Source organism: Alkalibacterium sp. MB6 (assembly GCF_009935905.1).
Classification (GTDB): domain Bacteria; phylum Bacillota; class Bacilli; order Lactobacillales; family Carnobacteriaceae_A; genus Alkalibacterium.
In genome coordinates this window covers 1-19,724 of the sequence record NZ_PREX01000011.1, presented here as the reverse complement: position 1 = coordinate 19,724, position 19,724 = coordinate 1, and the positions used below count along the sequence as shown (strand labels likewise).

16 protein-coding genes are annotated in these 19,724 nt (G+C 38.1%); 15 read left to right on the top strand and 1 reads right to left on the bottom strand.

Going from position 1 to position 19,724, the window contains the following annotated elements:
• Positions 1-59 precede the first annotated feature (59 nt).
• The 15 genes from C3945_RS05695 (at position 60) to C3945_RS05625 (ending at position 18,442) form a co-directional block, all read left to right on the top strand.
• Entirely contained in the window at positions 60-635 is a 576-nt protein-coding gene (locus C3945_RS05695; protein ID WP_161878732.1) for a DUF2179 domain-containing protein, read from the top strand.
• A gap of 19 nt (positions 636-654) precedes the next feature.
• The gene (locus tag C3945_RS05690; RefSeq protein WP_161878731.1) at positions 655-1,776 is read left to right on the top strand and encodes an ATP-grasp domain-containing protein; all 1,122 of its coding nucleotides are present in this window, start codon (positions 655-657) and stop codon (positions 1,774-1,776) included.
• 12 nt (positions 1,777-1,788) lie between these two features.
• Positions 1,789-2,436, top strand: a complete 648-nt coding sequence (locus C3945_RS05685) for a GntR family transcriptional regulator (RefSeq protein WP_161878730.1) — start codon at positions 1,789-1,791, stop codon at positions 2,434-2,436.
• A 230-nt stretch (positions 2,437-2,666) separates the two neighbouring features.
• Entirely contained in the window at positions 2,667-4,916 is a 2,250-nt protein-coding gene (gene pcrA / locus C3945_RS05680; protein ID WP_161878729.1) for a DNA helicase PcrA, read from the top strand.
• 31 nt (positions 4,917-4,947) lie between these two features.
• Positions 4,948-6,969 (top strand): NAD-dependent DNA ligase LigA, encoded by a 2,022-nt coding sequence (gene ligA / locus C3945_RS05675; protein WP_161878728.1) that lies wholly within the window; start codon positions 4,948-4,950, stop codon positions 6,967-6,969.
• A gap of 19 nt (positions 6,970-6,988) precedes the next feature.
• Complete coding sequence (locus C3945_RS05670; protein WP_161878727.1) at positions 6,989-8,191, top strand: CamS family sex pheromone protein; 1,203 nt, start codon at positions 6,989-6,991, stop codon at positions 8,189-8,191.
• Positions 8,192-8,247: 56 nt separating this feature from the next.
• Positions 8,248-8,553, top strand: coding sequence for an Asp-tRNA(Asn)/Glu-tRNA(Gln) amidotransferase subunit GatC (gene gatC, locus C3945_RS05665; RefSeq protein WP_161878726.1), 306 nt, complete (start codon positions 8,248-8,250; stop codon positions 8,551-8,553).
• Complete coding sequence (gatA, locus tag C3945_RS05660; protein WP_161878725.1) at positions 8,553-10,019, top strand: Asp-tRNA(Asn)/Glu-tRNA(Gln) amidotransferase subunit GatA; 1,467 nt, start codon at positions 8,553-8,555, stop codon at positions 10,017-10,019. The genes gatC and gatA overlap by 1 nt, the downstream gene beginning before the upstream one ends.
• A gap of 3 nt (positions 10,020-10,022) precedes the next feature.
• The gene (gene gatB / locus C3945_RS05655; protein WP_161878724.1) at positions 10,023-11,456 is read left to right on the top strand and encodes an Asp-tRNA(Asn)/Glu-tRNA(Gln) amidotransferase subunit GatB; all 1,434 of its coding nucleotides are present in this window, start codon (positions 10,023-10,025) and stop codon (positions 11,454-11,456) included.
• A gap of 23 nt (positions 11,457-11,479) precedes the next feature.
• Positions 11,480-12,499 carry a diacylglycerol kinase gene (locus C3945_RS05650; RefSeq protein ID WP_161878723.1) on the top strand — a complete coding sequence of 340 codons (1,020 nt, stop codon included), beginning with the start codon at positions 11,480-11,482 and terminating at the stop codon, positions 12,497-12,499.
• 159 nt (positions 12,500-12,658) lie between these two features.
• Entirely contained in the window at positions 12,659-14,044 is a 1,386-nt protein-coding gene (gene rlmD / locus C3945_RS05645; RefSeq protein ID WP_161878722.1) for a 23S rRNA (uracil(1939)-C(5))-methyltransferase RlmD, read from the top strand.
• Positions 14,045-14,420: 376 nt separating this feature from the next.
• Positions 14,421-15,731 carry an IS1380 family transposase gene (locus C3945_RS05640; protein ID WP_161878721.1) on the top strand — a complete coding sequence of 437 codons (1,311 nt, stop codon included), beginning with the start codon at positions 14,421-14,423 and terminating at the stop codon, positions 15,729-15,731.
• A gap of 572 nt (positions 15,732-16,303) precedes the next feature.
• Positions 16,304-16,630, top strand: coding sequence for a hypothetical protein (locus C3945_RS05635; RefSeq protein ID WP_161878720.1), 327 nt, complete (start codon positions 16,304-16,306; stop codon positions 16,628-16,630).
• 12 nt (positions 16,631-16,642) lie between these two features.
• Positions 16,643-17,119 carry a hypothetical protein gene (locus C3945_RS05630; protein WP_161878719.1) on the top strand — a complete coding sequence of 159 codons (477 nt, stop codon included), beginning with the start codon at positions 16,643-16,645 and terminating at the stop codon, positions 17,117-17,119.
• Positions 17,120-17,503: 384 nt separating this feature from the next.
• Positions 17,504-18,442, top strand: a complete 939-nt coding sequence (locus tag C3945_RS05625) for a magnesium transporter CorA family protein (RefSeq protein ID WP_161878718.1) — start codon at positions 17,504-17,506, stop codon at positions 18,440-18,442.
• A 55-nt stretch (positions 18,443-18,497) separates the two neighbouring features.
• On the opposite strand, the gene corA is transcribed toward C3945_RS05625, so the two are convergent.
• The gene (corA, locus tag C3945_RS05620) at positions 18,498-19,430 is read right to left on the bottom strand and encodes a magnesium/cobalt transporter CorA (protein WP_161878717.1); all 933 of its coding nucleotides are present in this window, start codon (positions 19,428-19,430) and stop codon (positions 18,498-18,500) included.
• Positions 19,431-19,724: the final 294 nt, after the last annotated feature.

The window sequence follows — 19,724 nt, the reverse complement described above, 5'->3', positions numbered from 1 at the left end:
ATGAAGTAGCTTAGACAAGTCATATAGGTTTAGATATATAGAAAGGTAAGGATATAACAGTGGAGTTTAATTGGGGAATTTTAGTAACAATTTTTATAATAAACGTCGTATTTGTCACGTTGAGTACTTTACGTATGCTGTTGACAATGAAAGGTTATCAATCCGTCGCACCGTTAATTGCAATGATTGAAACGGCAATCTATGTTATCGGGCTAGGCTTAGTCTTAGATAATCTAGATAATGCCATCAATATCGTTGTCTATGCGGTAGGTTTTGGAGTAGGAATTTTTGCGGGAATGAAAATTGAAGATAAATTGGCTTTGGGTCATACGCTTGTCACAACAATTCTTCCAGAAAATGGCTGGGAAATTGCGGAGAAAATTCGTAGCAAAGGGTATGGCGTAACCATTTCTCAAGCACATGGTCGAGAAGGCGTCCGATTTGTATTAGAAATTTTAACATCACGTTCCAATGAGAGAAACTTGTATAAATTAATCAGTGATATCGAGCCCAAAGCATTTGTGGTCTCATATGAGCCGAAGTACATTAATGGTGGATTTTGGACCAAACGAATGAAAACAAATAAAGTTCAAGTCAAAAAGAATCCAAAAGTTAGTCCCTTTACAGAAGGTTAAATAAGGTGGGTGAATGACTATGTTAAATTGGCTAAGACCAGGCAGTACAATAGGTATTATTGGTGGAGGAAGTGTCTCTCGTTTACTAGCCTTATCAGCAAAACGATTAGGCTATAAAGTCGGCATCATCGATCCAGATCCTCATTGTTTAGCACACTCAGTCTCTGATTGGCATTGGCAGGCGGATATGTCAAATGAGCAACTGTTTATGGATTTGTCCATGAAGTGCGACAGTATCATTTATGAAACAGAAAACTTTCCATCGCGGTTCGTCAATTTGATGCAAAGAGCTGTCCCAGTTCCTCAAGGAGAAGAATTACTATTGGCTTCACAAGACAAAATGCTCCAAAAGGCTTATCTGGAATCAGTCCGGGTTAACATTGCACCATTTGCAACCATAGTTAGTATAGAAGATATTGAAGAGTCTGTTAAAAGCATTGGCTTTCCTTGTGTCTTGAAAGCAAATAACACAGACGAACGATTCAAGAAACACAAAGTTTTGTATGATGAAGAAGATATTCCGGGAACGTCCGATTTGCTAAGCCAAGGAACCTGTGTACTCGAAGCGTGGATTCCGTTCGATAAAGAGTTATGTATAGCTTTAGTCAAGGATAAGAATGGGCAGATTACTCACTTTCCGGTGACAGAAATGACCTATCGTCAAGATGAGTGTTATCGATCAATGGTACCCGCAAGAGTGAACAATGAGATGGAAAAAGAAGTGGAACGAATCGGTCGTGTCATAGCAGAAGGACTGGATTTTGTAGGTGTCATGGCTGTTGAGTTGTTTGCCACTGAAAGTGAAGCTCTCTATGTTAATGAGATTGTTGCACACCCACATCGTGCTTACCATTATACCTTTGATTGTTTCCCGGTATCACAATACGATACGCATATAAAAGCCATAACGGGTTGGCCGATAGACATTAGTTATGAAGTAACTGATGCCATTGTGATGCATTCTCTCACGAAGCCTGATTTGGAAGAAGCTTATACACTGGCGCAAATCAAACCTGATTGGCAATTTACGTTCTATGAAAATACAGTGAATACACGAACCAATGAAGCAGGGCATGTTGCCATTCGAACGAAAGACAGTAAGAAGACTTTGACCTCGCTAAAAGATAGTTTTGAAAAGTAGAGGATGCATTTGATGGCTAGAAAAAGTAAAGTGGAAATGAAGGCTTATGACTATATTAAAAAGCAAATAGAATCGGGTATGTGGGCTGAAGGAACGCAAGTTAAAGAATTATCCGTCTCTGAAGCATTGGGCTCTAGTCGGACACCCGTCAGAAAAGCGTTGAGGCGTTTGGAAGATGAAAACTATGTCATCATTAAACCAAATACCGGTGTCTACGTCTTATCGAAACCTATGGGAATAAAGGAGCGACGGGATAGAATTTATTATTTAGAAGCATTATTGCAACATATCTTTTATACATTGCAGCTAGACGAGATCATTGTAAACACTCAGTCACCTCAAACCATTCTAAAAGAAATGGAAGAACTGGTTGGTCATGAGGGGGACGCCTTTGAAAAAAGAGAAATCCTTTTTTGGGAAACGGTTCTTACTTATCATTCTAATACGTACATGAATTATATGGTCATTCGAACGATGGATGAACTCTTCCAGCCCAAAGGAATGATAGTGAACGTCCTAATAAAAAGTCGGCCGATTAAATTAAAGCACTACAATGCCATGATTAAGTGGTTAAACGAGCGTAACTATATATATGCCCGTCGAGAGGTGCGTATCTTGTTGAATCAGTTATTGATTAACATTATTCAAGGAGTCGACTAAACACCTACACTAACATACCCACCCAAACCTATGTCCTTTGGCATAGGTTTTTATTTTAGCAGACAAATCTGGATGAAGCCGCCTATACTTGTTTACAAATAACAATCAATTAGCCAATCTATTTATGAAAAACAAACAAATATTCTGTAAACTCTACTGACTACTGTGGCACGGGACAGCTATTTTCTGTATAATAAAACAATGTATGAACACCTGAAAGGATGAAGAAAGTGGTTCTTCGAGATGACATATTACAGGGTATGAACCCTAAACAAAAAGAGGCAGTCGTGCATACGGAGGGGCCTCTCTTAATTATGGCCGGAGCAGGATCAGGCAAGACAAGAGTCCTGACTCACCGTATATCTTATTTAATACAAGAAAATGGCGTTAACCCTTGGAATATATTAGCTATTACATTTACCAATAAAGCAGCAGCTGAAATGAAAGCCCGTGTGGCAGCTCTTGTAAAAGACGGCGGTCGAGATGTTTGGGTATCAACCTTTCACTCGATGTGTGTCCGTATATTGCGCAGAGAGATTGATCGAATAGGATACAGTTCATCCTTTACAATCGCAGATCCGGGTGAGCAAGTCACTTTAATGAAACGTATTTTAAAACAATTAAATATCGATCCGAAAAAATACAATCCTCGTGCCATTTTGGCAGCTATCAGTAACGCTAAAAACAACTTGGAGTCTGAGAAAGATTTCAGAAGCAATGCGAATGACTACTTTAGCCGAATGGTAGCAGATTGTTATGATCGTTATCAAAGAGAGTTACGTCAAGCTGAAACAGTCGATTTTGACGATTTAATTATGCTAACCGTTCGTTTATTTGAAGAACATGACGATGTTTTAAATAAATACCAGACTAAATTCCAATATATTCATGTGGACGAATACCAAGATACAAACCATGCCCAGTATCGACTGGTTAATTTGCTTGCTCAAAAATTGAGAAACCTGTGTGTCGTAGGGGATGCTGACCAAAGTATTTACGGCTGGCGTGGAGCAGATATGGAAAACATAATGAATTTTGAAAAAGATTATTCAGATGCCAAAGTTGTCTTCCTCGAACAAAACTACCGTTCTACTCAAACGATTTTAAAAGCAGCTAATGACGTTATATCCTATAACATCAATAGGAAAGACAAGAGTTTATGGACTGAAAATGATCCGGGTGATAAAATTATTTATTACCGTGCGGGAAATGAACACGAGGAAGCACGTTTTGTTGTCCAACAAATTCAACAAGAACTTGAGAAAAATCCTGACAGAGAATATGGGGATTTTGCAGTTTTGTACAGAACCAATGCCCAATCGCGTGTGATGGAGGAAACATTGATAAAGACCAACATCCCTTATAAAATGGTTGGAGGGCACAAGTTCTATGAACGTAAAGAGATAAAAGATGTTTTGGCCTATCTCACATTAGTTGCTAATCCAAGTGATAACTTAAGTTTTATTCGAGTCGTTAATGAACCGAAACGAGGCATCGGCGCAAGCACAATAGAAAAATTGATTGCTGCTGCTGACGAAATGGGTTGGAGTCTATATGAAGCATCGTTAAATGCTAACACCATAAACCTCTCAGCTCGGGCGGCTAAAAATTTAGAAGCATTTGGTCTAATGATTCAAAACTTTAGGCAAATGGCAGAGTTTTTAAGTATCACAGAACTGACGGAAACGATTCTTGAAAAATCAGATTACCTACCAACGCTACAAAAAGAACGCACGCTTGAATCAGAAACACGAGTAGAAAACATTCAAGAGTTCTTAACAGTTACTCAGCAATTTGACAAAGAAGAACAAGATGATCAAGGATTAATTACGTTCTTGACTGATTTATCATTAATATCTGACCTGGATACTCTTGAAGAAGTGCCAACGAGTGAAATAACGTTGATGACTCTTCATGCTGCCAAAGGCTTAGAATTTCCTGTTGTCTTTTTAATCGGTATGGAAGAAAACCTATTCCCGTTATCGCGATCTTTGGATGATGAAAACGAATTGGAAGAAGAACGTCGTTTAGCTTATGTAGGCATTACTCGAGCTGAACAAAAATTATATTTGACTAATGCGATATCCAGAACCTTTTACGGAAAAATCCAATCCAATATGCCATCTCGTTTCTTAGAAGAAATTGATAATGATAGCTTGGAGCGTCAAGAATCGAATACGTTAAGACCATTTGCGAGTGGGATGTATAAGGGATTTGGATCCAGTGCGAATGATCCGTTTGCTAAAGAAAACAAACGCAATAAAGTGAAGAAAGTATCGGCTCATCCTAGCGGAAACAGTGGAGCTGAAAAGCTTGAGTGGACCGTGGGAGAAAAGACGAAGCATAAGGTATGGGGAATCGGCACCATCGTTAAAGTCAGTGGTGAAGGTGATAACCTCCAACTTGATATAGCTTTCCCAGGTATTGGGATAAAACCACTTTTAGCGAGTTTTGCACCGATAGAAAAAGTTGAAAAATAAAACAGAATACTGACTTGAGAGGGGTATACGAATGGCTAATGGTATGACATTTGACGAGGCAAAACATCGAGTTGATGAATTAGTTACCTTACTGGATAAATACAGCCACCAGTACTACGTTTTGGACCAGCCGACTATTCCAGACGAGGATTACGACCGTCTGTATAGAGAACTAGTCAATTTGGAAGAACTCTATCCGACCTTAATTCAAAACAACTCCCCTACTCAGCGGGTAGGTGGAACCTTATTAGAAGGCTTTGAAAAGGTTCAACATGATTCACCAATGTTGAGTTTAGATAATGCTTTCTCCAAGGAAGAACTCGAGTCTTTCGATCGTCGGATGAACCAGCTGATTGATGAACCGTTCACCTATCATTGCGAGCTGAAAATAGATGGACTGGCTGTATCGTTAAAATACGAAGACGGTAAATTAGTTCAAGCGGTAACTAGGGGTGATGGCACAGTCGGTGAAAATGTGACAGCTAACGTCCGAACCATCAAAGCTATTCCATTATCTTTAAAAGAACCGCTAACGCTTGAAGCACGCGGGGAAATATATATGCCTAAATCTTCTTTTCTGGCGCTCAATCAACAACGTGAAGAGCAAGGAGAAGCTGTATTTGCTAACCCAAGAAATGCGGCTGCAGGGACACTTAGAAACTTGGATCCGAAAGTAACGGCATCAAGAAACCTTAGTATCTTCTTATACTCCCTTCCGCAGTTGAGTAATCGTGACGTTCACAGTCAGAACGACGCTTTAAACTTATTAGATTCTCTAGGTATAAAAACGAATCCAGAGAGACAAGTATTGTCCTCAATTGACGAGGTATGGTCATTTGTAAAAGAGTACCAGGAGAAAAGGAACTCACTACCTTATGAAATTGACGGCATTGTGATTAAAGTGAATGAACTAGAGCAACAAGAAAAAGCAGGCTATACAGTCAAAGCGCCAAGATGGGCAATCGCGTATAAGTTTCCCGCTGAAGAAGCGAAGACGATCATTCGTGACATCGAATGGACAGTGGGCCGAACGGGCGTTGTTACACCGACGGCCATCATGGATCCGGTTCGTCTCGCAGGAACAACCGTCCAACGTGCTAGTCTTCACAATGTTGACTTAATGAAAGAGAAAGACATCAGGCTTTTCGATACAGCTATCGTTAGAAAAGCAGGAGATATCATTCCTGAAGTCGTTAGAATCGATAAAGAGCTAAGAAATAAAGACAGCGAGCCTTATTCGTACCCTACTCATTGTCCAGCTTGTGACAGTGAATTGATGCATCTAGACGATGAAGTCGCTTTAAGATGCATGAATCCGCGCTGTAGTGCACAAGCCAAAGAGAAATTGACTCACTTTGTTTCTAGAAATGCTATGAATATCGATGGAGTAGGTGTCAGTGTTGTCACGCAGTTGTATGAAAAAGAATTGGTTAAAGATCCAGTTGATTTGTACTTCTTAACAAAAGAACAGTTCCTTACTTTAGATAAAGTAGGCGACAAGTCAGCAGATAATATGTTAAAAGCCATTAAAGAATCAAAAACGAATTCTTTGGAACGATTACTATTTGGCTTAGGTATCCGACATGTCGGTTCAAAGGCTGCCAGGTTATTGGCTGAAGAATTCCTCACCTTAGAAGGTGTCAGTACAGCGTCACTTGAAGCTATTCAATCTATTGAAGGCATCGGTGAAAAAATTGCAGAGAGCATTCATGCCTTCTTTGAACTGGAAGAAGTGAAGGTATTAATAAGTAAGTTGGAAGAAGCAGAAATCAATTTATCCTATACCGGCATTCGGAAAGAAGAAGTCGAACAAGTCGACTCGTTTTTTACAGATAAAACAGTTGTCATCACAGGTAAGTTAGAACAATTTAAACGAAACGACTTAAAAGAACGTCTGGAAATTCTTGGGGCTAAAGTGACCGGTAGTGTGTCTAAAAACACAGATTACTTGATTGCTGGAGAAGAAGCCGGTAGCAAATTAACAAAAGCTCAAGAGTTGGAGATTCCCATATTGAGTGAAGCAGATGTATTAAAAGAATTGAATGAACGTTAAGAAATGAGTGTGAGAACTAGTGAAAAAAATTGTACAATTCAGCATGTTAATAGCTGGTGTACTCATGATGGCCTCGTGCGGTATTTTACCTGAACCGGTTGATCCAAGTGTTGAGCCTATAGAGGAAATGGACGGAACGGAAGAAAACAGCAATGTAGACGAATCAAGTGAAAGTGATATATCTACTGTTGAAGTACAGATGGACTCTGAATATTACCGTCCAGTTATTGCTGAAGATGGCACGTATAGAACCAGTCAACACAGAGGAATCACCCGTCAGTTAAATTCAGGAATTAATATCCGGACATTTGAAAGCGACCTGATGCGGTTGTCTCAACGTTACTTTCCGACAGATAACCATTTCCTTCAAGAAGGCCAATTTCTATCCGCCAATGATGTGAACAGTTGGTTGAGTAGAAGAGAAGAGCCAAATGCAGAAGATGAAGGTGAAACTGAAACGGATGAAGAAGAAAATTTAGGATTAAATCCTCCAGCAAACGGCAGTGATGATCCAAACGATCGTGTGCCTAATTATTTAAATTCTATTTTAGAGCATAATTTTTATGTTCAAACGGATAATGGTTTGGAGTTAGCGGGGTTGAGTATTGGCTTGGCTCTTAATCAGGTAGACTACTATAGAGCCAATGATACAGAGTATGAGCAAACTATTTCCCGAGAAGAACTTCTTGAAGCGGGTAGAGAAATGGCAAATGAGGTCGTTGCGAGACTTCGTGAAAGAGAAGGTTTAGGCAATCTTCCTATTATGATTGCTCTTTATGAGCAGTCTACTCGAGATAACCTTGCTCCAGGTACCTATATAGCAGAAGGGCTGAGTGAAAATGGTAGCACATCAGTCGATGAGTGGCGGGCGATAGATGAGGATCGGTTAGTCTTCCCACTTGAGGGGATGCAAAGTGCAGAAGGCAATAGTTTTGCGAACTTCCGCTCAGAAGTAGAAGGTTTTTTCCCTAACATTAGTGGTGTGACAGGGATTGCTCACTATGCTGAAGAGCAACTGATTCACTTGCAAATTGATATCATGATTCAGTTTTACGGAAAAGGCGAAATTATTGCTTTCACTCAGTTTTTAAATGAAGCAGGACTCAATTATTTACCAGGCACTGTCCCTATAGAAATAAGAGTACAGTCTTTAAATAGAATGGAATCTTTCTTGTATAAAGAAGCGAATGAAGACGAATTTACTGTCTTTATCTATAATTAGTTTTTTATTCATGAAATAATTAAGAGGTTGACTATTGACAGAAGGAGTGATGAGTAATGACTATAAAAGAAGAGTTAGTCGTGCATGTAGCCAAACTGGCGAAATTAGAGTTTGAAGATGAAGAAATTCATGGATTCACTGAAGAGTTTAACAACATTTTAGATATGGTGGAGAGATTGACCGGGTTAGATACTGAAGGCATACCCGGAACGTATCATGGACTAATTCAAGAGAATGTCTGGCGAGAAGACGTTTCTGAAAAAGGAACGGATAGAGACGAATTGATGAAAAATGTTATAAATCATAAAGATGGCTTTATCGAAGTGCCAGCTATGTTTGATGACGGGGAGAGTGGAGCGTAGTGGATTTCTTAGATTATACCTTAGAAGAACTGCATAACATGTTGGTCAACAAAAAAACGACTGCCGTTGAACTCATGGAAGCAGTATATGAAAATATCGAGAAAACTGATGGACAAGTCGGTGCCTTTTTAGAATTAAGTAAAGATGAGGCATTACGTGCGGCTAAAGAAGCCGATGAAAAGGGAATCGATCCGAATAATGTATTGAGCGGCTTGCCTATCGGTATAAAAGATAATATCGTCACTAAAGGGGTTAAAACAACAGCGGCATCAAAAATGCTGGAAGATTTTATCCCTACTTACGATGCCACTGTAGTCGAAAAATTGAGAGAGGCAGGAATGATTTCTGTCGGTAAATTAAACATGGACGAGTTTGCCATGGGCGGTTCTACAGAAAACTCTGCCTTCAAATTGACTCGTAATCCATGGCATTTAAATAAGGTTCCTGGTGGATCTTCCGGTGGGTCAGCAGCTGCTGTTGCAGCAGGACAAGTTCCTGTCTCATTAGGATCGGACACGGGTGGTTCTATCCGTCAACCAGCGGCATTCACTGGAACGGTTGGATTGAAGCCAACCTATGGCCGCGTATCTCGTTATGGATTGATTGCTTTTGGTTCAAGTCTAGATACAATCGGTCCGTTTACTCGTACAGTTAAAGACAATGCTTTAGTGATGAATGCTATCAGTGGTCCTGATAAGAGAGACTCAACGACTTATAAAGGCGAAGTACCTGACTTCACAGAAGGAATCGAAGAAGGTGTTAAGGGACTAAGAATCGGTGTGCCTGAAGAGTATTTCCAAGAACATGGAGAAGAACAAGGCGTAGCGGACGCTGTTAAAGAGGCTTTGGAACTTTACAAAGAATTAGGGGCAGAAGTTGTACCGGTTCACCTACCTCATACCGATTACGGTATTCCGGCGTATTACATTATTGCCTCATCTGAAGCAGCCAGTAACTTACAACGTTTCGATGGCATACACTATGGTTACCGATCAGAAGATGTGCACTCTTTAGAAGATATTTATGTAAAATCACGTTCAGAAGGTTTTGGCAGAGAAGTGAAACGTCGTATTATGTTAGGAACGTTCTCTTTAAGTTCAGGGTATTACAACGCTCACTTTAAAAAAGCGGCGGAAGCTCGTACGTTAATTAGAAAAGATTTTGATGGGGTATTTGAGGATGTGGATATTCTTATCTCACCAACTACGACAACCACGGCATATGATATTGGTGGAAAAATAGAAGATCCATTGGCAATGTACTTATCCGATGTGTTGACTGTTCCAATAAACTTAGCAGGGATTCCGGCTCTGTCTATTCCATGTGGCTTCTCTAATGGTTTGCCTGTGGGCATGCAATTAATCGGTAAAGCCTTTGATGAAAAAACGTTATATCGTGCTGCCTATGCTTATGAGCAGGCAACAGATTATCACAAACAAAAACCAACATTTAAAGGAGGAGAATAGTGTATGAATTTGGAACCAGTTATTGGCTTAGAAGTTCACGTCGAATTAAAAACTGAGTCGAAAATGTTCTCCCCAGCACCCGCACATTTTGGTGCAGAACCAAATACAAATACAAATGAAATCGATTGGGGTTACCCTGGTGTTTTGCCTGTAGTAAACAAGCGTGCGATTGAGTTTGGTATGAAGGCTGCTTTAGCTCTGAACTGTACAATAGCTAATGATAGTAAATTTGACCGTAAAAACTACTTCTATCCGGATACACCTAAAGCGTATCAAATATCTCAATTTGACCAACCACTCGGTTATGATGGGTGGATAGATATTGAAGTAAACGGTGAAACAAAACGCATCCGAATCGAACGAGTCCATTTAGAAGAAGATGCCGGTAAAAATATGCACGGTGACAATGGTTCTTCATATGTTGACTTAAACCGTCAAGGCACACCACTCATTGAGATTGTGTCAGAAGCAGATATGCGCTCACCAGAAGAAGCGTATGCTTACTTGTCTACGATTCGTCAATTGATTCAGTTTACTGGTGTGTCTGATGTGAAAATGCAGGAAGGTTCGATGCGTTGCGATGCGAATATTTCTCTTCGCCCATTTGGACAAGAAGCGTTTGGAACGAAAACAGAGCTTAAAAACCTTAACTCTATCAATAATGTGAGAAAAGGCTTGGAGTATGAAATCAATAGACAAGAAAAGTTACTCATTGCTGGTGGCGCATTAGCTCAAGAAACAAGGCGCTACGACGAAACTACAGGTGAGACCATTTTGATGCGTGTGAAAGAAGGATCCAGTGACTACCGTTACTTCCCTGAACCTGATATTCCTAATTTAAAAATTAGCGAGGAATGGATTCAATCCGTAAGAGAATCACTTCCAGAAATGCCTAAAGACAGACAGGTTCGTTACGTTAAGGAATATAAGATACCTGAATACGATGCCCAAGTCTTGACAGCGTCTGTTGAAATGTCTAACTTCTTCCAAGAAACCGTAGACCATAAAGCAGATCCTAAGCAAGCATCAAACTGGTTAATGGGTGAAGTATCAGCTTATCTAAATAGTGAACAAGTTGACTTGCTAGATACAGCTATGACTCCAAAAGCATTAGCTGAAATGATTAATTTGATTGCGGACGGCACCATTTCTTCTAAAATAGCTAAAAAAGTATTCCGTGAATTAGTGACTAATGGAAGCGATGATGTGAAGGCATTAGTTAAAGAAAAAGGCTGGGTACAGTTAAGCGATACCTCTACCTTAATGCCTATCATTAATGAGACCTTAGATAACAATGCTCAATCTATTGAAGACTATAAAAATGGTAAAGACCGTGCACTCGGATTTTTAGTCGGTCAAGTCATGAAGCAGACGAAAGGTCAAGCCAACCCAGGTATGGTTAACAAGCTGTTGAAAGAAGAAATGGATAAACGATAATCTTTTTACAGGAGAGGTCTGCGATGAGAAGCAAAGCAAGAATTATATATAATCCAACATCAGGCCGCGAGAACTTCAAACGGTTTTTACCTGATATTTTAGCTGTATATGAGCAGGCCGGCTACGATACAAGTGCCTATAGTACAACTGCCTTTCCATTAAGCGCTCAAAAGGAAGCGGAAAGGTGTACGAAAGAAAACTTTGATTTAATTATTGCTGTAGGTGGCGATGGAACGATTAATGAAGTCATCAATGGCATGGCTTCTTTCGAACACCGACCAAAACTGGCTATTATACCTGCGGGAACGACCAATGATTACGCTCGTGCTCTAAACATTCCACGCCATCAATATGTGGAAGCCGCCAAGTTGATTCATAAAAACCAGTCGGTGGTGATGGATATTGGACACATTCGTACAGGTGAGAATCAACGTTACTTTATTAATATTGGAGCAGCTGGTTCTTTAACCGAAGTGACTTATGATGTACCTGCCAACATGAAAACTATATTCGGGCAATTAGCTTACTTTGTCAGAGGGGCTGAGCTGCTTCCCCGTATTGGAAATGTCCCGGTTAGAATTACTTATGATGGTGGTGTCTATGAAGGGAATGCAGCTCTTGTACTGGTTGCATTAACCAATTCGGTTGGAGGCTTTGAAAAAATTGCTCCTGATAAAACACTTGGCGATGGTAAATTTACATTAATTATTGTGAAAACAAAGAATTTAGTGGAAATTTTACGCTTAATTACGATGTTAATGAATGATGGCAAACACATTAATCATCCAAAAGTGCTTTATACGAAGACCAGTTTCGTAAAAGCAGAAACCATTTACGATGAGCAGTTGTTGATTAATATTGATGGAGAGTATGGTGGCGATGCGCCAGCGGAATTTACCATGTACCAGCAGCATATTGATATCGTGACGGATGTTGATCGAATGAAATTGGCGATTGAAGCACCTGATTTAACACGAATTGAAAAAGAGTCAGAATTTATTGAACAAGTGCAACAACTTGATGAAGAAAATATAGAACCTTAATAACTCAAAGAAAACGTACAGACTACATCTGTACGTTTTCTTTATGGCTATGACGACTTTAGGATTACAGTCGTTTGATTACTCGGTAGTTAAAAAGCTATAATAGAAACGACGATAACCGAATGGAAGTAAAACTAAGAAGTAAAAGGAGTGCTAATGATGGCACAGCAAAAAAAGAAATGGCGTGCACCGGTTCAAAAGAACGACCAACTAGAAGGAGAAGTCGTTGACTTAACTCATGAAGGATTAGGTGTGGTTAAAGTTGATCAGTACCCCCTATTTGTTGAGGGCGCACTAACTGGTGAGACCATTCAATATAAAGTAATTAAAACTGGGAAAAAGTTTGGGTTTGGACGTTTGGAGAAAGTGATTGAAGCCAGCCCGAACCGTGTAGACATCGTTGATAAAGTCTATGCGCAGACGGGAACCATGTCCCTGCAGCATTTAACTTACGATGCTCAACTGGCTTTTAAAAAAGAGCAAGTCGAAAAAGTATTAACTAAAATAGCGAAGCTTCCGGACGTTAAGGTAAATGACGTTATCGGAATGGATAATCCATACGGCTACCGAAACAAAGCACAAGTACCAGTCAGAAAAATAGATGGTCGACTAACGACTGGCTTTTTCAGAAAAAACAGTCATGACTTAATTCCCTTAGAAGACTTTGTTATTCAAGATCCCAAAATAGATGAAGCCATTGTGAAAGTTAGAGACATTATGAGACGGTATCATGTGAAACCTTATGACGAAATCGATCATAAAGGTTGGCTACGACATATTATAGTGAGAAGAGGGTATTATACTCAGCAGTTAATGCTAGTATTAGTCACCACAACTTCAGATTTCCACCGACAAGATGAAATCATAGAAGCGATAAAAAAAGAGTTGCCTGAGTTAGTTAGTATTATTCAGAACATCAATTCAGAGAAGACAAACGTGATATTGGGTGACGAGTCAACTGTCTTATTCGGGACAGATGCTTACCAGGATCAATTGCTTGGCTTTACCTTCACTATTTCGCACCAATCCTTTTACCAAGTGAACCCATTGCAAACAGAAAAACTGTATCAGACAGCTGTGGAGTATGCTGGTTTGACAGGAGAAGAAACAGTCATCGATGCATATAGCGGAATAGGGACAATGACCTTGGCACTAGCAAAAGAAGCCAAGCACGTCTACGGCATGGAAATTGTTGAACCAGCTGTAAAAAACGCCAAAGAAAACGCCGAGTTAAATGGAGTCACAAACGTCTCCTTTGAAACAGGTCCCGCAGAGGATATTATCGTGGCATGGGCAAAAGAAGGCAGACACGTGGATACAATCGTCGTCGATCCACCACGAAAAGGGTTGGCATCTGAATTTATAGAAGCCGTGTTAACTATGAAGCCCCAGAAAATGATTTATGTGAGTTGTAACCCAAGCACATTAGCACGTGATTTGAAGCTGTTAAATGAAGGCGGCTATGACGTCAAACGTGTTCAACCCATTGATATGTTTCCGCAGACAACACATGTGGAGACAGTCTGTCTGCTGACAAGAAAATAGATGTAGTTGCCCTTGAGAATGGTGTATTTACGGTGTTTTCAGGGGTTTCTTTATTTTTTGATGGCGTGTAAAGTGATAGATTTCGGGTGTGTTTTAAAGGAAAAGGGTTTAAGTGATGAATTGAGCTCACCCATGAAAATATAGTTTTGCTTTAAGGGTTCAACCGTTTAGCAAAAAATTTCAAACAAAAAAATACTAGTTAACCTGGATTATTCAACAATTTAGATTGATTCTCTTCAAACCATTGAAACTCAATGATCTATAGGCCTGGACTCTGTCACCCGTTGGGTGACAAAAATAATAAAAGAAAAGAACCCAAGTTTATGTTAAAGTGAAATTGCAAAAACACACAAAAACATAAAAAGGAGTTCTTTTCATGATGAGTTTACAGCAGAATGCACTTCAATTCAACACTAAATTTTCTTTTGATTTCAGCGGAGGGAATTTGTCTTCAGATTCTAGACTGCTCTTCATCAAAGAATTCATCCATAAAATAGGTTTTGACAATCTTCTTAATCAGTACTTCGGGGCAGATAATCGAAAAATTCATTCGGTTTCTTCTGTCATTGAACTGCTTATTTATCAGAATATCGCTGGTTATCATAGAGATGATGCAGCAGATCATTTACGATATGATCCTGTGTTTACAGCAGTGCTAGAGAAGGAGGCGCTCGCCTCCCAGCCGACAATCTCAAGAACCTTGAACTCTTTCGAGCAGAAAGACATCGATAAGTTCAACGATATTTTGGAACATCTCTATAAAATGACACATAATCCATCAGACAAACGGCATATCATCTTGGATCTGGACTCCACTAATGTTGAAACTCATGGTCATCAGGATGAAAGTACCTATATCTACCATTATGACACCACAGGATATCATCCCATGGTTCTCTACGATGGTCTTACCGGAGATCTGATGAAGTTTATGCTCCGAAAAGGAAGTGAGTACACCTCCACTGGTGTGGTGAGCTTCCTTGAGCCTGTTCTCTTCTCCTTACGGAGAACTTATCCGGAAGCCACAATTCTTGTTAGAGGAGATAGCGGGTTTGCTGTCCCTCAGTTATATAATCTCTGTGAAGAGTACGGTGTCCATTATCTGTTCAAGCTGAAGGCCAACGCTACCCTGCATAAGCTCTCAAGCTTTGAGGAAGAACTATTCCTAGATCGATATAAGATGGATTACAGCAAGTATCACTGTCAGTATGATGACTTCTCTTATCGGGCAAAATCTTGGTCCCATAGTAGACGCGTAGTAACCAAGATTGAACGTTCTCCTGGGGAACTAGTTCCCCGAAAGAGCTTTATTATAACTTCTCTGAGGCTAGATGCTCCTGATATTCTGAAAGCCTACAACAAACGTGGAAACATGGAGAACTACATCAAGGAAACCAAGCTTGATTTTGGGCTAGATCACTTAAGCCATTCTTCTTTCTTGGCGAATCAGGCGAAAGCCATGATTCTCGCTGTTGCCTATAGTCTCGTTAATGCTATGAAGCAGCTGGTCTTACCCAAAGAGTTCTCGAAAAGCAGAATGTCTTCTCTTAGAACTTTCTTCATCAAGATCGCAGGAAAGAGCATTTCTCACGCAAAAAAGATAAAGATGAGACTCTGCAGTAGTGCGCCATACAAAGAAGCCATCTTAAAAATGTTAGAGAATATCCACCTCTTAGCCTTGTGCTAAGCAATCTCGCATTATAGCTTTCTCGAAGTCCAAAGAAGCTTTGGGCTTATTCACCAAACACTAAAATAGGAAATACTCAGAAAGACTCTTCAAACGGGCTCACATCTAAAAGTTTGCTCCTTGTCGGGCAGTATATATTCCGTAAAAAGTAATTTGAAATTAGAAAATCATGATATCAACTGGTTTGTTGAATAATTCGGGTTCATTTATGGAAAGTATCAGTAAAATAAGACTTAAGAAGATTAGAGAAGAGGTAATTTCCTATACTGTAGAAGAGAAGTTAGAGAGGTACAATAATCGAATATATATTGATAAGAAACACAAAATCACTTTTTCTATTACGAATGGAGTGTTACAGATTAATATAGGAGGATTCATCTTTTATATTCACGATTTTGATACCAGGAGTAAGATAAAAAAGTTAAGGAAATTATCAATTGCTATTACTTATGAGGTTGTAAGTCCTTTAATGTTGACAAATCCCTGGGAATTGCTACATTTAATCGTTATTAAAGGTATTGAGAAATGAATTAAAAGAGATGTAATATATTGATTCTGATGGAGGGTGTTTATTGAGTAAAATGGATGAATTAATTTATTCGTGGGAAATAAATAGAGCCTTTGATAAGTTTTGGGAAGAAAACGGAAATTCAATCAATGATTTATATAACAATTTCCATAATCAACTGAAAGATACTTTCTTTACTGCCTATGCTCAAGGACATGGAAATGGCTATGACAGTGGAATAATAGATGAAAAAATGAAATTGATGGTTAAATTGGCGGTTCATACGAACCTGAATGATGACATGATACTAAAAGTCTTAGAAAAGGAAAACGAAGAACATTTTGTAAAAGCATTAAGTGTGATTCGGGTAAAGCAAAAGAATGAAAGTTAAGGAGAGTTGAAAATGGAACTTATACCTCGCAGAGAACCACAAAAAATAACCTATCAACAATACGAAGAAAACACCCCAGAAAAAATAGAAATGTACCAGAACAATATCTTCTTTGACGAAACAGAAAGAATAAAAATGCTTAATCTCCTCATGACTAATGTTGGGATGGAGACAATGGTTAAAAACTTGTCCAAGGAAACCCGAAGGGAGTTGATAGGGATTTTGGAAGAAAAAGAAATGGAACGAAAATGTGTGGAAATGGTTGAACAAGAAGTATTAAAATTTGGTCCTCAAATGAAAAAAGACTATGAGTACAAATTCGATAAGCAAAATAACACTTTATATATCTTTTTTCGTGTACTCGACACTAACTCCATTTGGTCTATTAAATACACTTTTAACAAAGAAACAGATGAATTTAAAGAAGAACAGCGTTTTCAGGCGTTTGCATGTGCGGATACTCTACGTAGATTATTAGATAGAAAATAAAAGAGAAAGTATTATACATTTTTCTTAAGACTAAAAATGATTTCAATGGAATCAGAAAGTAGTTATTCGTGTTTAGTCTGAATTTTCACTAAACTTTTATGACAAAATACCTATATATTTCCCACGATTTCATGATGAAAATAAAACGCAAGTTTACAAGACTGAGTTATCAGAGTATAATATTGAAGGAGCTTAATCTATTGAATTAAAAGGAGTTGAATTTTTTTGAGTAGTCGAAGTTGCAATGAACCCGAACCCAGTTCGAGCAAGGAGGAAGTCATTAACGAACCATTCCTCAGAAGGTTGAATACTGATGAAAAATTCAACTCTTTATGTATGTAGGGGCATTTTTGACTTCCTCGTAAAAATGAGGAGGTTTTAGCAGTGTTAAAGATTTATTTATCTAATGAACAAGGTATTCTTCAAGAAAAAACGGAGATTACAAACGGATGTTGGGTTAATTTGACATCACCAACTGAACAAGAGATTAGTATTGTAGCAAATAAATTACAAATTCCCTTGGAATTTTTAAAAGACCCGTTAGACGAAGAGGAACGCTCAAGGATTGAAAAAGATGGTGACAATATTCTAATTATCGTGAATATTCCTTTGATGTCTATAGATGAACATAAAATCCCTATTTATGACACAATTCCGTTAGGTATGATAATAGCTAACAATTGCTTTGTTACCATTTGTTTGAGAGACAATCCGATTTTTCATACTTTTTCAGAAAATAAAGTGAAGAATTTTTTCACTTACAAAAGAACAAGATTTTCGTTTCAAATCCTTTATTCAATGGCAACTTCATATCTCAAGTATCTAAAACAAATTAACAAAAAGACAGATGCAATTGAAAAGGAACTTCATCAATCGATGAAAAATAAAGAACTTTTTTCATTGTTAAATTTAGAAAAAAGTTTAGTTTATTTCACAACCTCTTTAAAATCAAACAATATTGTTATGCAGAAAATGTTAAAAAGTAATTACTTGAAAATGTATGAAGATGACCAAGAATTGCTTGAAGATGTAATCATAGAAAATCAACAAGCAATTGAAATGGCTGAAACACACACAACAATTTTAAGTGGTATGATGGATGCTTTTGCATCGGTTATTTCAAATAATGTAAATATCGTAATGAAATTTTTGACATCCTTTACGATTATTTTGGCTTTACCAACTATGGTTGCAAGTTTTTATGGGATGAACGTTCCAATTCCCTTTCAAGATTACCCATATGCATTCTTTGTTGCCATCATCATCTCTTTCGTTTTATCAAGTATTACAGCAGTTATCTTCTGGAAAAAGAGATTTTTTTAATAAACCTGGAAAAGCCGATGTATCTTTTTTTAAGAACATCGGCTTTTTATGACTTTTATTTGAACCAACCTTTAAGCCATAATCCCATTAACATAGAAAAGCCAACTACAAACATAACTCCTAATACACCAAAATATCCAAAACGCCATGTTAGTTCTGGCATATATTCAAAATTCATCCCATAAATACTCGCAATAAATGTTAAGGGAATAAAAATGGATGTCAAAACGGTTAATGTCTTCATGATGGTATTTAGTCGATTGGAATTTAATGAAATGTAACTATCTCTTATATCTGCTGTCATTTCTCGATTAGACTCAATCATTTCAGAAAGTTTCAGCAAATGGTCGTGAATATCCATGAAATATACCCGTTCTTCTTTGGGAATTATCAGTCTCTCGGAATTTAATATCCGATAAAGTAATTCTCGCATCGGAAGAATGGTTCTGCGTAATTTTAGTAACTTGCTTCTGATTTCATAAACTTCTTCAATTAAATTTTGATTTGCTTCGATTTCATTTAATTCATCTTCAATTTGATAAACATTAGGGAAAAATTCGTCTGCAATTTTATCCATTATTAAATAAAAAATATACATTGCCCCTTTGTTTAAAACATTTTTGTCTTCTATTAATCTTTTTTGAACCATTTCTATTTCAACTGATGGTGATTGATGGAAAGTTACAATAAAGTTGTGTCCCACAAATACATCTACTTCTTCGGAAGTAAGTAAAGATTGATTTAATGTATTTAAAACAAAGAAATCATAACCATCATAATAATCAAGTTTTGGTCGCTGTAAAAAATGAAAGCAGTCTTCTATCGCAAGTGGATGAAAACTAAAATGGGTTTTAAGAAGCATTGCTTCTTCTTCAGTAGGAGAATCAAAATCCATCCAAAACCATTTAATATCAGAATCGGATAAACGGTTCAAGGGTATATCACTTATAAGTTTTAAATCAATTGTAACAGCAAAAATACGAATCATGCTTAACGACCCTCCTTTATTTTTATAAGATGCACAATAAGTTTTTGCATTAGTCATAACAAATATTAATAGGCTATGTATTGTGTCATATTCGCAAATTCTTATAACTGCGTGTTTTTTTATATGTGGCCGATCACTAGTGTTGCATAAAACTGAAAATCACTGTTACTTGTTTATTGTTAATTAAATCACATGTAGTTTTCGTTAAAAATTTTAAAAAAGTCAAATGCTGGCGCAGCGGATGACTTTTTCCAGAATTTTTTTGACTTATTCAGTTGTGGATAAATCGATTTG